The following is a 13,450-nucleotide window of genomic DNA, read 5'->3' as shown; positions in this document are numbered from 1 at the left end:
GTCAGCCAGTCCGAGAAGTTCGACCCCGAGGGTAAGTTCATCCGCCGCTATGTGCCCGAACTCGCCAAACTCAAGGCCGACGATATCCATGCCCCCTGGCTCGCCAAGCCCATGTTGCTGGCGGAGGCCGGTGTACGCTTGGGGGTGGATTACCCGGAACCTGTCGTGGACCACGCCACGCAGCGGGAACTCGCACTCGCCTTGTTCAAACGAACGTAGACACCTAAAAGATTGGCACAGCGCAGGCGCCCGGGGTACCCGGGCGCTTAAGTTTTGCGAAAACTGAAATAGCGGCTCCCCTTTATCTAGCCCCTACCCCTCCGCAGCTTTACACGCACAGGTTCTAGGCGCTAACGCGCCAAGAACTCTGGCAGCCGCTACGCCGGCGGGGAACCTCGCTGACGCTCGCCAGCACACGCACGAACCGCTTACTCAGGCCAACGGCCAGACCATCTCGACCTGACGCGCCGTGCATTGCGCACCAAGCGCCTGCAACAGCAGGACGCTGTCGCAACCACTTTCTAGGTTGATAAAGCGCAATGGCTTCTCGCTGTGTGCGCGCAGCGCAGCGAGCAAAGCCCGCCCCAATCCCTGCCGGCGTTGATCGGGCGCCACCGCAAACAGCGGCAGCTCGCCACTCACCGGGTTGATTATCCCCACCGCCACGCAGACCTCGCCGCGCCACAGTGCCAAGCGGCTGAATACCTGCGGCGAGGCCGCCAAAGCCGCGATGCTGTTCTGCCAGGCCGGCTCCACGTGAAACCATGCCCTGGCCACTTCCGGCCAGTGATTGCTGGTTTCCACGCGCAGGCTCACACCCTCGGCCAGCACCGCTTCCGGCACGGCATCGAGCTGCAGGCAGTCGAACTCGCGGCAGACGGTAAACCCCACCGATTCATAGCTGCGCCGGGCGGCCAGGTTATCGACCAGCACTTCCAGCCGCGCCTCGACCACGCCTGCGTCCCGCCAGCGTGGGGCCAGCCATTCAAACATCGCCCGGCTCAGGCGCCGGCCGCGCCAGGTGGGCAATACCCCGCTGCCGGTGTCGTAGACCGCCGGCCTACCCTGCCAGCTGCCGCGGCAGATCAGGTGAAAGGCCACCAATTGCTCGCCTGCGAATGCACCAACTGACAGCTCGGGTGCATAGCCGCGCCGCGTCAGCATGGTGGCGAGGGCCGCCAAGTCCAGCTGCATGGGCACCGCATAGTCGGCAAAGGCCGCCAGAAAGGCGGCGTGCACCACCTCCAGCGGCACCCCGGCCAGGCTGCGCAGTTCGGGCTGGTTCATGGATCGCACGGGGCTGGCTTACAAGCCGGATTCGGCTGCCGGGAAGCGGCGGTTGATCCAGGTCAGCAAGTCCTGCCAGACCTCGTGCTTATTGGTCTCGTTGAACATCTCGTGGCGGCCCTTGGGATAGACCTTGACCACCACATCGCGCAGGCCGATGCGCAGATAGCGCTCGGAAAGCTGGCGGCAGCCCTTGCCCCCCATGCTGACCGGGTCGTGCGTGCCGGCGAGCAGCATGACCGAGAGGGTGGCGTGCAGGGTAGAGCCGCCGGCTTCACGGGTTTCCATTTCCACAATGGCGTTGAACAGGTCCTGCCACAGCTGTGGGCTGCAATCGAAGCCACAATCACGGTCGGCCATATAGGCATCTACCGTCTTCGGGTCACGGCTCAACCAGTCAAAGGCGGTGCGGCTGGGCAGAAAGCGCAGGTTGAAGGTGCCGAACACCAGCTTGCTCATAAAGGCCGAGGGTTTGTCCGCGCCCTTGCGGCGGCCCTGCCAGGCGGCGATGCGCGCCATCCAGCGCGCCAAGGGTGCCTGCCGAAAGCCGGTGGCCGAGAGCACAAAACCATTCACCAGGCCCGGCCGGGTCAGCATCAAGAGGCGCGCCACAAAAGAGCCCATGCTATGCCCCACCAGCACCAGCTCCAGACCCGGGTGCTGGGCCTTGGCATGGTCGATCAGCTGCATCAGGTCCGCCACCACGCGCCGGAAGCCATCGCGCTCCGCAAAATAACCGACACGCCCATCCTGTACGCTGCGGCCGTGACCACGGTGGTCCAGCGCCCAGACTTCGCAGTCGTGCTCGTTCAGAAAACGGGCCATCTCGTCGTAGCGGCCGGCATGCTCGGCCATGCCGTGCGAGAACACCACGATGCGGCGGGGTTGGGTTGCGGGCCAGTGGTATCGGCCCAAAATAGCGCCATCATCGGCGCGAAAGGTATCGAGTAGCATGTTTGATAGCGCTAGAATGGGCAGAATTGTTGTCTGTTCAAAGCCTTGCAGCACACTGTTAAAGCTTTGTCAGACTCGTGGGCCACTCACAAAACGCAGCGCAGCGGTTCTGGCTTCCCCGCAAGGAGGAGACCGTGCTGGTAAGGCGCTAAAGCGCCAACAAGCACGCTCAGGCGTGCAAGCGCAGCACAACGACGCCAGAAGCGTTTTGTGAGTGGCCCAAAGGGTAGGAGAGGATAAACCATGAACTGGTGGCTCGTCGTGGGCGTTGCAGGGCTGTTGCTGGTGAGCATCGGCCTGACCTGGACCCGTTGGGCCAAGGCGACCATCTGGCTGCTGCGCCGCCATGCCGGCTATGTACGCCACACCATCGGTGTGGACGGCTTTGAGCTGGTCTATCACGAATCCGGCAAGCGGGATGCCCCGCCCATGGTGCTATTGCACGGCTTTGCCGGCGATGGCGACAACTGGGTGCGCTTTGTCCCCTATCTGCGCGAGCACTACCGCCTGCTGGTGCCCGACCTGCCCGGCTTTGGCGATACCGGCTATTTGCCCAACCAGTCCTATTCGCTGTTGCGGCAGATCGCCCGGCTCAAGGACTTCATGGACATGCTCCACCTGGAGCGGGTGCATTTGTGCGGCAACTCCATGGGTGGCTATATCGCCGCCGGCTTTGCCGCCGCCCACCCCGAGCGTGTTGCCACCCTGGCCCTCTTCAATGCTGCCGGTGTGGACATGACGGTACGCAGCCCTTTCTACAACGCTGCCCTGGCCGGCGAAAACCTGCTGCTTACCCGCAAGCCGGCGGACTTTGACCAGATATTGCGGCTGGTCTACCACAAGCGCCCCTTTGTACCGGGCTTTCTGCGCGACTACTTGGTAGACCGCGCCATGGCGGCGGCCGATGACCAGGACCTGATCTTCCACGAGATCTTTGGCGAGCGGATCTGGCTGGACGAGCACCTGCCCGCGATCAGCGCGCCCACGCTCATCCTTTGGGGTGACGACGACCGGGTGCTGGATATCTCCTCGATCAAGCTCTTCCAGGCCGGTGTACCACACGCCCAGGTCGCCATCATTCCTGCCTGCGGCCACGTGCCCATGCTGGAAAAACCGCTCAGTACCGCCCGTGTCTACAAGCGCTTTGTCGAGGAAGCGATGCAGAGCAAAGCCGATACCAGCACCAAGCAGCCCGCCCTAGCCTAGGTAATCCGCCCCAGAAAAAACAAACGGCCCTGAGATTTCAGGGCCGTTTTGTTTGGATGTTTCTCTTTGCTCAAGCTGCTTCACCACGCCGGAATTCGCGCACCACATGGGCCTGCCGGCGGCTGACCGGCAATTTCTCGTTGCAACCATCGAGCAGCGCCACCCAGTGGCCCTCGCCTTCCTCATGCCCACGCTCAAAGCCCAAGAGCTTCTCCCGCGCCACCAGGCAGTTGCGATGTATGCGTAAGAAGCGATCGCCAAACTCCGTCTCGAGCTGGGTCAGCGATTCTTCCAGCAGGTACTCCGCGTCTTGCGTCTTGAGGGTCACGTACTTGAGCTCGGCCTTGAGGTAGAGCACCGCATCCACCGGTACCAGCCGCACCTTGCCACGCTCGGCCACGCTGAAATAACGCCGGGCGGTGGTGGCCAAGGCGGCCAGGGCATCGTGGCTGGCGTGTGGCAGCTCACGGGCACGGGCCAGGGCAGACTCCAGCCGCTCGCGCCGTATGGGCTTGAGCAGGTAGTCCAGCGCATGGACCTCGAAGGCCTGCACGGCAAATTCGTCAAACGCCGTGCAGAACACCACGGCCGGCCGGTGGTGCAAGCGCCCCAGATGGCGAGCCAGCTCCAAGCCATTCATGCCCGGCATATTGATATCGGTCAGCACCAGGTCGGCGGGGTGCTGTACCAGTTTTTCTATGGCTTCCGTGCCGGTCTGGGCCGTGCCTACCACCTCATGGGGGTAGTCGGGTCGGCAGTCGGTCAGGATGTCCTGCAGCCTGTTCAGGGCTGGCGGCTCATCGTCGACCAGAAAGATTCTGAGCGTCGAGGTCATGGTTTGGCCGGTCGATAAGGCAAAGTCAGGTGTACTTGATAATAGTCATTACCGACAGTTGTTTTCAGATTCGCTTCTGCATCGAAGTGCAGCCGCAAGCGTTCGCGGATATTTCCCATCGCCATCTTGTTGCCCGCATGGTGACGTCCACCCTCTTTGTAATAGGGGTTCCGGATATCAATATGCAACTCTTCTCGCGACCGGAATATATTTACCGAGATCACGCCGGGTGCAATCGAGGGCTCGATGCCGTGGTAAACCGCGTTCTCCAGCAAGGGTTGCATGATCAAGGGCGGGATCATGGCGTCACCTGGCATGCGCTCGGTATGCCACTCCAAAGTCATGCGCTCGCCAAGGCGCAAGGCCTCTATCCCCAGATACTGACGAGCCAGTTCCAGTTCCCGAGCCAGTGGTACCAATTCACGGTTTTCAGCCATAAAGACCCGAAACAGATCGGCCAGGTCTTCCAACGCCCGCTCGGCTTTGCGCGGTTCGCTGCGTATCAGGCTCAGCACCGCATTGAGGCTGTTGAACAGAAAGTGCGGTCGTATGCGCGCCTGCAGCGCCTGCAAGCGGGCTTCGGTCAGCAAGGGTGAGAGTGCCCTGCCGCGCAGTCTGAAGTAGCCCAACAAGCCCCAGGTCAGCACCCCTGCCGTCAGCGCCGTGCGCAAGTAGACCGCTTCACCCCCCGGGTAGAGCTCGCTCAGGCTGCGGCGTATGGCCAGGCTCACCAGCACGGTGATCGAGATACACACGGCCACGCCCCATTCGTAGTCCAGCTTCAAGAGGGCATCCCGCAGCAGTGACAGCAGCGCCATGCTGCAGAGCAGGCTGGGTTCGAGCAAGGCGGCATCATCTACATAGCGCAACAGGCCGGCATTGAAGGAAGAGGTCGCGGCCAGTGCCACCAGGAGCGCCAGCAGGTTGGTGCTGAGCAGCACGCGCAGCATGACGCCCAGGTTCTGGGTATCGGGCAGGCGGTCAGGGATGGTGGTCGGCAAAGGGCTGTTCACAGGCGGGCTTTATGGATGTACGTATATAGTTTGGGTAAGGATAGATAAGGCCAGCCCTTTTCTGTGGACAAGCCCGTTTCGCCATGCCGGCTCAAACACTTGCAGCCCAGGAAAGCCGTGGACAAGGCGGTATCCGCGGCCGGGCCAAGTTGTGGCCAATTTTTCAGCCTCGCTGACTCGCAGCACTTACCCACATTTCGTCCTCGTTGGGATGTGGACGACCAAAACTGCGCAAAACCAGCCTGCAAGCGGCCTGCGAAGCATCATCCCATGCTTACGGCATGCGCAGGGATTCTAGACCGCCCGTGGTCCTGCAAGCCAGCGTCCACGCCGCGCCACAGCTTGCAGCAGGACCATTGAGCGCGCTCCCGCCGCGTGCTGTAATCCCCGCATAGAACAAAGAAGCTATCGCGGGAGGAAACATGTCGCTGGCCGTGCTGCACAGCCGTGCCCTGAATGGCGTATCTGCGCCAGAAGTGGTGGTCGAGGCCCACCTGGCCAACGGCCTACCGTCTTTCACGGTGGTGGGCCTGCCGGACGCCGAGGTCAAGGAAGCGCGGGACCGCGTACGGGCCGCCATCCAGACCGCCCGGTTTGAGTTCCCTACGCGCAGGATCACAGTCAATCTGGCCCCGGCCGATCTACCCAAGGAAAGTGGCCGCTTCGACCTGCCCATCGCCCTGGGCATACTGGCCGCCAGCGGGCAGATCCCGCAGGACAAACTTTCCCAGTACGAATTCGCCGGCGAGCTGGCCCTGACCGGTGAATTGCGCCCGGTACGCGGTGCGCTGGCCATGTCGCTGGCGGCCAGCCAGGCCGGCCGCGCCTTTATCCTGCCGCACGCCAATGCCGCCGAGGCTGCGCTGATCACCGGCTGCGAAGTGCTGGGCGCCGGCAGCCTGGCCGAGGTCTGTGCCCACCTGGCCGGCCACACCTTGCTGCGGCGCCATCCGGCACCGGAACTGGCGCAGACTACGCAATACCCCGACCTCGCCGACGTCAAAGGCCAGCGGCCGGCCAAGCGCGCGCTGGAGATTGCTGCCGCCGGTGGCCACTCGGTACTCATGGTCGGCCCGCCCGGCACCGGCAAATCCATGCTCGCCTCCCGCCTGCCCGGCCTTTTGCCACCCATGGAAGAAGACGCCGCCCTGCAGGCCGCGGCGCTGCAGTCCCTGGGCTCGCAAGGCTTTCGCGCCGAGCAGTTCCGCCAGCGCCCCTACCGCGCGCCGCACCACACGGCATCGGCCATTGCCCTGGTCGGCGGCGGCACCGACCCGCGCCCCGGTGAGATCAGCCTCGCGCACGGCGGCGTGCTCTTCCTCGATGAGCTGCCCGAGTTCGACAGGAAAGTGCTGGAAGTGCTGCGCGAACCACTGGAAAACCGCCGCATCGTCATCTCCCGCGCTGCCCGTCAGGCCGAATACCCGGCAGCATTTCAACTGGTCGCCGCCATGAACCCCTGCCCTTGCGGCTACCGCGGCCACCCAAATGGTCGCTGCCGCTGCACGCCGGACCAGGTGGCCCGCTACACCGGCAAACTCTCCGGCCCCTTGCTGGACCGCATCGACCTGATCATCGAAGTCCCCGCCGTCCCTCAGGAAGAACTGGCCGCCCCGGCCAGCGGCGAAGACAGCCACACCGTACGCCAACGGGTAAACCGCGCCCGGGAACAGCAACTGACCAGACAGGGCATGGAAAACGCCCGCCTGGGCAGCCGCGAGCTGGACCAAGTCGCCAAGCTCGATGCCGCCGGGCAAAAGCTATTGGGGGTGGCGATGCAGAAATTGGATCTCTCGGCGCGGGCTTATCACCGGATTTTGCGGGTGGCGCGGACGATTGCTGATCTGGCGGGGGAGGCGCAGATCGGGGCGGGGCATTTGGCGGAGGCGATTCAGTATCGAAGGGTGTTGTAGTTAGATACGGGAATTGCTTGGCTCGAATTTAGCTTCTACATTTATTTTGAAAGATGATTTATGAGTGAAGTAATTACGTTTGACGTACGCGATGAATATAAGCGCCGCCCAGTTGCCGAAAACTTAATCCGCCTGCTTACTTCCGATGTACGAGTATCTCCGATGGTAATAGATGGAAGCTGGGGAACCGGGAAAACCGAGTTCTGCAAGAAAATGGTTGCCCTGTTGAACGACCAAGAAAAATCGATTCCTGTTTACGTAGATGCCTTCCGTGCTGATCACGCAGATCAACCGTTGATGACTTTACTAGCAGCGATTTTGTCATTGTTACCAAAAAAAGAAAAAATGGCGTTGATGAAAAAGGCAATGCCTGCGCTACGTTTCGGGGTAAAAACGGCTGGGAAAGCTGCAGTTGGATGGTTACTCAAACAAGACGCTGTAGAGTTAGAGGATGAATGGAAGGATGCGTTAAAGAATGCCGGAGAAGCTATAGTCGACAAAACAACTGAGTCTCTTCTAAAAGAACATATGAACATTGAGCAGAGTATATTTTCTCTGCAAGAGTCTTTGAGTGGAATCGCCAAAGAAAAGCCAATTATCTTTTTTATAGATGAACTTGATCGGTGTCGCCCAGATTTTGCTCTTGGCATGCTAGAAGTAATTAAACATATTCTTGATGTTGATGGCGTCCAGTTTGTATTGGTGACAAACACGCAACAGCTAAAGGCTTCAATTAATCATAGCTATGGTGGCGAGATTGATGCGCAGCGATATTTGGATAAGTTTCTCGCCTTCAGTTTCCGTTTGCCTTCCGTATATAAAGAAAATAATGGCTATAATCTACGCCTTGCCTCGGAAAAACATTTTTTAGATTTGATAGGGAATAGTTCTGTTTTAAAAACTAGTGGCCTCATCAATGAAGCAATAACTAAATTCCTCTTTGAATTGATAAAAATCAAGCAACTGTCGCTTCGTGAAGTTGAAGCACTTGCAAGGTATTATGAAATTTATCAAGTATTAACTGAAGGGAAGGGGCTTGGAGAAAGAGGTGCGCCCTTAAAGTACGGTTACCTCTTGTTGCGAATATATGCAGTATATTGCGCCTGCATACTCCCAAAACTAGCAGGTGATTTACTTGAGAATAATTTCTTACCTACTGAAATAGCAAAGTCTATTGGAAGAACAGCTTTAGAAGAACCAGATTCCAAGTGGTCATATGGATCCAATTTATTAACTGGATTGTTACTAATAGATCTGGCCAACACCCCAAATTCTTTCCTGCCAAATGATGAAAGCCGACGAAATTGGGATCAAATGATTGCAAATGCTTTTAATGGTTGGCCCCCTAGCTATGAAGAAAAATACACCATTGTTCGTGAAGCACTTCGCAGCGTCGCTTTAGACACTAACTAATAATAGTTGGCACATCGAGGTATATAGTTTTTACTCGAAAAAACGCCCCGCATCAGCGGGGCGTTCCTCATTCCAGCAGTACTCAAACCACTTAGAAGATAAAGCTACCGTTCACACCCACGTGCGAGCCGTCCAGCTTGGCCGGCTTGTAGTAGGGGCTGTTGGTCTTTTCTTCGTAGGTCTCGTGCACGTAGCGCAGGCTCAAGAGGGCCTGGGGCGTGAAGAAGTAGCCGACTTCGATCAAGGCGCCATTGGCGTCCTTGTAGTCCACGCCAAAGCCGCCAGCTACGTCAAAGGAGTAGTTGGGGCGGAACACGTGGCGCGCACCAACGCCCACACGCCACTGCTCGGCGAAGTTGTAGAAGGCGATCACTTCCAGCGGATAGCGGTCAAAGGTGGCGTTGCCGTTGCTGGCACTGGCATTGCTGAAATGGTAGTTCAGCGTGGTTTGCAGGCTGAAGTTGCTGTCTTCCGGTTGCCACAGCACACCGCCGCCCACGGTCACGGTACCGCCGGCACTGATGTTCCTGGTAGCGCCGTCGGTGTAGGTGACCTTGTCGATCTTGTCGCCGCCGGCGGTGACACCGCCGGTCATCATAAAGCGCAGGCCCGGGTGGGGCACATTGGCGGCCTGGCTGCCCATGGCGGTCAGCGCGAGGGCGGCGGCCAGTACGGTCTGGCTGAAGTTGAAACGCATGCTTGTTTTTCTCCCTGACTAGGTTTGCTCTTGTCGCACCCACCTAGGGGTGAGTGGCCAACACAGCAGCGACCTTTCAGGTAAACGATGTCCAGCACCGCGCAGGTTTAAACCCGCCGCGGCGTCCTCCCTCATGCATCGCTTATTGTGTTTGGGCGGCGAGTATAGCAGCGCCTGCGGGCGGCATTCGCATCGACAAGGCTTGGCGCAGCAAGGGCCGCGCGCTAGAATCCACCCCTTCGCGGGCGTCGTATAATGGTAATACCCTAGCTTCCCAAGCTAGAGCCGTGGGTTCGATTCCCATCGCCCGCTCCAATTCGACCTTCCAGGTACTGCCAGGCAGACCGGGGAAGATCGCAGGCAGCACCCCCTCTCAGCTTCTTCACCATCGCGGCTACAGGCCGGATCTGGCGATATACCGGCCAGGCGAGGTCCCCAGGGCCTTGCGAAACATGGTGACGAAGCTGCCTGCACTCTCGTAGCCCAGATCATCGCTGACCTGCTGGACCGATGCCCCCGAGCCCAGCCATCTCACAGCCAGCATCAGCTGCAGTTGCTGCCGCCAGCGCCCAAAGCTCATCCCCGTCTGCTGCTTGAGCAGGCGGGCCAAGGTGCGCTCACTCAGACCAACCCGGCGCCCCCACGACGCGATCGTTCCGCGGTCCGCAGGGTCGTTCATGATCGTCTCGGCGATCTTGCGCAAGCGCGGGTCCGTGGGCATGGGCAAATGCAGGTTCCCGACCGGGGCGAGCGCGAGTTCGTCGAGCAGCAGCGTGACCAGATGCGACGCCATCCCTCCCTCCGGGTACAGCACCGGCAGGCTAGCCGAGCGCACCAGCAGTTCGCGCAGCAGCGGCGTTGTCGCCAGCGAGCTGCAGGTGGCCGGCAAGCCCGTCGCCACGCTGTTTTCGATAAAGAGCACGTAGCAGTCTATCGTCCCGCTGGCGGTGAATTTGTGGACAACACCCCCCGGCACCCAGATCGCGCTCTGGGGCGGCACGATCCACAGGCCCCCTTCCACTTCCAGGGTGATCACCCCGCGCAGGGTCAGCAGCAACTCACCCTTGCGGTGGCGATGAAACCCCCTCTCCTTGCGCTCGCCGAAGGTTGTCTCTGCACTGTTGGGGCCGCCTATCTCCACGCCGGCCGCACCCAGCGTGACCACATCCCGCGGGACGTCGTCGGGGTCGAACCAGTCGATGGAAGCGGATTGCTTGGTCAACAGCGGCATACGCTGGTCTCCGACACGAATGGCAAGAATTCAAAATATTCTGGCCCGCTTGCGTAATGCTGCCAAGGCACCGTCCCCCTACCATGCGCTGAGATGGCACACCTTGAGGAGACAGGACTTGAAAGCGGGAAAACGGATTTTGATTTGCGGGGCCGGCATAGCAGGACCAACGCTGGGTTTCTGGCTACACCAGTACGGCTATTCGGTCGTTATCGCCGAAAAAGCCAAGGCCATTCGTGACGGTGGCCAGAACGTCGACATCAAGGGGCCGGGGCAGGACGTAATCCGCCGCATGGGGCTGGCCGAGCAGATCCTGGCCAAAAACACCCAGGAGCAGGGACAGAAGTACCTCGATGCGAACGGCAGGCTGATCGCCGCCCTCCCCATCGGGTCGATCGGCAGCTTGACCAGCGACTTCGAGATTCTGCGGGGCGACTTTGCCAACATCCTCTACGAGGCGACCAGGGCGAGCTGCGAGTATCGCTTCGGATGCTACGTCAGCGCGCTCAAGCAGGCTGACGAGCATGTGGAAGTCGCCTTCAATGACGGCAGCGTCGAGCAATTTGAACTGGTTGTTTGTGCCGACGGTATTGCATCGTCCACGCGGCAGATGGTGCTGTCCGAGCATACGCATTTCCATGACTTCGGCGCCTATATGGCCTTCTTCAAGATTCCCCGCAGGCCGGAGGACGATGGCTGGGCCTGGTCGATCAACGGCATAGGCGGAACGATGATCACGCTACGCCCCGGCACCACTGCCGAGACCACCGTACTCGTCACCTTTCCCAAGACGGCGGTAAGAGTTGAGCCAAGCGGTACCGCCGAGAGCAAGGCCGTGCTTCGCGAAGCCCTGCTGGGTCGCGGTACGGTGGCAGAGCGCATCTTGGCGGGGATGGACCAGGTGCGGGACTTGTATTTCGGCCCGATGTGCCAGGTCAAGGTCTCGACCTGGTCGCAGGGCCGGGTTGTCCTCTTGGGCGATGCCGGCTACTGCCCCACCGCCTTCACCGGGCAAGGCACGGTGCTGAGCCTGGTCGGCGCCTATGTGCTCGCTGGCGAGATCAAGCAGCATGAGCAGGTCGCGGACGCCTTTGCCGCCTATGAACAACGGTTGCGGCCCCTGGTTGAGCAAACGCAGGCGCAGATGAGTGCCCGCCTGGTCACGCTGCTGCACGTGAAGTCGCGCGCCGGCATCGCCTTGATGCGGGTGCTGCAGCGGCTGATCGCAAGCAGCCCGGTGCAGCGCCTTGGCAAATGGCTTGCGGGTCGGGCAAAGCAGACCGCAACGCCGTTCCAGCTGCCCGATTACCCGTGACGAGAACCCCGAGCGAGGCACGGGGCCGTTCGGGAAGTGCCATGGGAGGAGGTATCGGGCCAATGGCGGAGTTGGCTTGGATCGAGGCATGCTGCCTGACTCTCTGTTCCCCTCGCCCGCTTTAGAAGCTGGCAGGCCAGGCTGCAAGGGGTTGGCCTGTTTTGCTTTCTGGCGCCACGCCTTGCACGACCTGCAGCTACATGGCCTACCTTTAGGTAGGTCAAGCGCTTGGCAGGCAGGCGGGACGCGGTACACTGGCGTTTTATTCCGCCAGGGTCACCACCATGTCCGACCGCAGCCTGCGCCGCGTTGCCATCATCGGCGGCAGCCGTATCCCCTTCTGCCGCTCCAATACCCTCTACCAGGACCAGTCCAACCTCGACATGCTCACCGGCGCGCTCAATGCGGTGGTGGACAAGTTCGGCCTTGCGGGCGTGGAGATCGGTGAAGTGGGTGCCGGCGCGGTGATCTCGCATTCCAAGGATTGGAACCTGACCCGCGAGGCGGTGCTCTCCAGCAAGCTTTCGCCGCTCACCACCGCCTACACCGTGCAGATGGCCTGCGGCACCAGCCTGCAGGCAGCTGCCCAACTGGGCGCCAAGATCGCCACCGGGCAGATCGACAGCGCCATTGCCGCCGGCACCGATACCACCTCGGACGCGCCCATCGTCTTCAGCCGTCGTTTCGCGCAGCGCCTGATCAAGGTTTCCAACGCCAAGACCTTTGGCCAGAAGCTGGCCGCCTTTGCCGGCTTCCGCTTCAAGGAGCTCAAGCCCTTCTCGCCCAATGCCGGCGAGCCGCGTACCAAGATGTCCATGGGTGAGCACTGCGAGATCATGGCCAAGGAATGGCAGATCAAGCGCGAGGATCAGGACAAGCTGGCCTACGACAGCCACAAGAAGGCCGCCGCCGCGCTGGCCGGTGGCTTCTTCGATGACCTGATCGTGCCCTTTGCCGGGGTGAAGCGCGACAACCACCTGCGGCCCGATACCACCCTGGAAAAGCTGGCTACCCTCAAGCCCGCCTTCGACAAGACCTCGGGCCAGGGCACGCTCACCGCCGGCAACAGCACCCCGCTGACCGATGGCGCCTCGGCCGTGCTCCTGGCGTCGGAAGACTGGGCACGCGAGCGCAATCTGCCGGTGCAGGCCTACCTTACCCATGTAAAGACCGCCTCGGTGGACTTCGTGGCTGGCGAAGGCCTCTTGATGGCGCCCACGGTGGCCGTCGCCCGCCTGCTCAAGGACGCCAACCTGACCCTGCAGGACTTCGACTTCTACGAGATCCACGAAGCCTTTGCCGCCCAGGTGCTGTGCACCCTCAAGGCCTGGGAGTCGGACGAGTACTGCCAGAAGCGGCTGGGTCTGCCCAAGGCCTTGGGCAGCATCGACCCGGCCAAGATCAATGTGGTGGGCAGCTCGCTGGCCTTTGGCCACCCCTTCGCCGCTACCGGTACCCGCATCCTGGCCAACCTTGGCAAGCTGCTGGAGCAGCGCGGCAGCGGCCGTGGCCTGATCTCCATCTGCACTGCCGGTGGCGAGGGGATTGCTGCTATCGTGGAGCGTCCCTGATCAAATCGTAAGCCG

The 13,450-nt window shown here is 60.9% G+C and carries 12 protein-coding genes and 1 tRNA gene; 7 read left to right on the top strand and 6 right to left on the bottom strand.

Annotation, left to right across the window (positions count from 1 at the left end):
- On the top strand, window positions 1-219 hold a 219-nt coding region (locus tag VIM95_RS23325; protein WP_331990552.1), incomplete at its 5' end, for an FAD-binding domain-containing protein.
- Between the two features lie 213 nt (window positions 220-432).
- On the opposite strand, the gene VIM95_RS23320 is transcribed toward VIM95_RS23325, so the two are convergent.
- Both VIM95_RS23320 and VIM95_RS23315 read right to left on the bottom strand, forming a co-directional pair.
- Window positions 433-1,287 carry a GNAT family N-acetyltransferase gene (locus VIM95_RS23320; RefSeq protein WP_331990550.1) on the bottom strand — a complete coding sequence of 285 codons (855 nt, stop codon included), beginning with the start codon at window positions 1,285-1,287 and terminating at the stop codon, window positions 433-435.
- Window positions 1,288-1,305: 18 nt separating this feature from the next.
- Window positions 1,306-2,241 carry a lysophospholipase gene (locus tag VIM95_RS23315; RefSeq protein WP_331990548.1) on the bottom strand — a complete coding sequence of 312 codons (936 nt, stop codon included), beginning with the start codon at window positions 2,239-2,241 and terminating at the stop codon, window positions 1,306-1,308.
- Window positions 2,242-2,484: 243 nt separating this feature from the next.
- Between VIM95_RS23315 and VIM95_RS23310 the strand changes: the two genes are divergently transcribed.
- Window positions 2,485-3,447: an alpha/beta fold hydrolase gene (locus VIM95_RS23310; protein ID WP_331990546.1), complete on the top strand. Its 963-nt coding sequence runs from the start codon at window positions 2,485-2,487 to the stop codon at window positions 3,445-3,447.
- A 70-nt stretch (window positions 3,448-3,517) separates the two neighbouring features.
- Here VIM95_RS23310 and VIM95_RS23305 read toward each other — a convergent pair whose 3' ends face one another.
- Complete coding sequence (locus VIM95_RS23305) at window positions 3,518-4,282, bottom strand: LytTR family DNA-binding domain-containing protein (RefSeq protein WP_331990544.1); 765 nt, start codon at window positions 4,280-4,282, stop codon at window positions 3,518-3,520.
- Window positions 4,279-5,295 carry a sensor histidine kinase gene (locus VIM95_RS23300; protein WP_331990542.1) on the bottom strand — a complete coding sequence of 339 codons (1,017 nt, stop codon included), beginning with the start codon at window positions 5,293-5,295 and terminating at the stop codon, window positions 4,279-4,281. Before VIM95_RS23300 ends, VIM95_RS23305 begins: the two co-directional genes overlap by 4 nt.
- A 422-nt stretch (window positions 5,296-5,717) precedes the next feature.
- On the opposite strand from VIM95_RS23300, the gene VIM95_RS23295 reads away from it, so the two are divergent.
- Complete coding sequence (locus VIM95_RS23295) at window positions 5,718-7,208, top strand: YifB family Mg chelatase-like AAA ATPase (RefSeq protein ID WP_331990540.1); 1,491 nt, start codon at window positions 5,718-5,720, stop codon at window positions 7,206-7,208.
- Between the two features lie 60 nt (window positions 7,209-7,268).
- Entirely contained in the window at window positions 7,269-8,621 is a 1,353-nt protein-coding gene (locus VIM95_RS23290) for a KAP family P-loop NTPase fold protein (protein WP_331990538.1), read from the top strand.
- Window positions 8,622-8,712: 91 nt separating this feature from the next.
- On the opposite strand, the gene VIM95_RS23285 is transcribed toward VIM95_RS23290, so the two are convergent.
- A complete protein-coding gene (locus VIM95_RS23285) occupies window positions 8,713-9,318 on the bottom strand; it encodes a hypothetical protein (RefSeq protein WP_331990536.1) in 606 nt (201 codons plus the stop codon).
- Window positions 9,319-9,559: 241 nt separating this feature from the next.
- On the opposite strand from VIM95_RS23285, the gene VIM95_RS23280 reads away from it, so the two are divergent.
- Window positions 9,560-9,633 (top strand) — tRNA-Gly (locus VIM95_RS23280).
- Between the two features lie 79 nt (window positions 9,634-9,712).
- Here the strand turns inward: VIM95_RS23280 and VIM95_RS23275 are convergent.
- Window positions 9,713-10,549, bottom strand: a complete 837-nt coding sequence (locus VIM95_RS23275) for a helix-turn-helix transcriptional regulator (RefSeq protein WP_331990534.1) — start codon at window positions 10,547-10,549, stop codon at window positions 9,713-9,715.
- On the opposite strand from VIM95_RS23275, the gene VIM95_RS23270 reads away from it, so the two are divergent.
- On the top strand, window positions 10,533-11,864 hold the full coding sequence (locus VIM95_RS23270; RefSeq protein WP_331990532.1) for an FAD-dependent monooxygenase: 1,332 nt from the start codon (window positions 10,533-10,535) through the stop codon (window positions 11,862-11,864). The two genes, VIM95_RS23275 and VIM95_RS23270, sit on opposite strands and share 17 nt — an antisense overlap.
- A gap of 284 nt (window positions 11,865-12,148) precedes the next feature.
- The gene (locus tag VIM95_RS23265) at window positions 12,149-13,435 is read left to right on the top strand and encodes an acetyl-CoA C-acetyltransferase (protein WP_331990530.1); all 1,287 of its coding nucleotides are present in this window, start codon (window positions 12,149-12,151) and stop codon (window positions 13,433-13,435) included.
- The last annotated feature ends 15 nt before the right edge of the window (window positions 13,436-13,450 follow it).

Origin of the sequence: Chitinimonas sp. (genome assembly GCF_036568685.1) — a bacterium.
In the GTDB taxonomy this organism is placed as follows: domain Bacteria; phylum Pseudomonadota; class Gammaproteobacteria; order Burkholderiales; family Chitinimonadaceae; genus Chitinimonas.
This window is presented reverse-complemented; position numbering and strand designations above follow the sequence as displayed.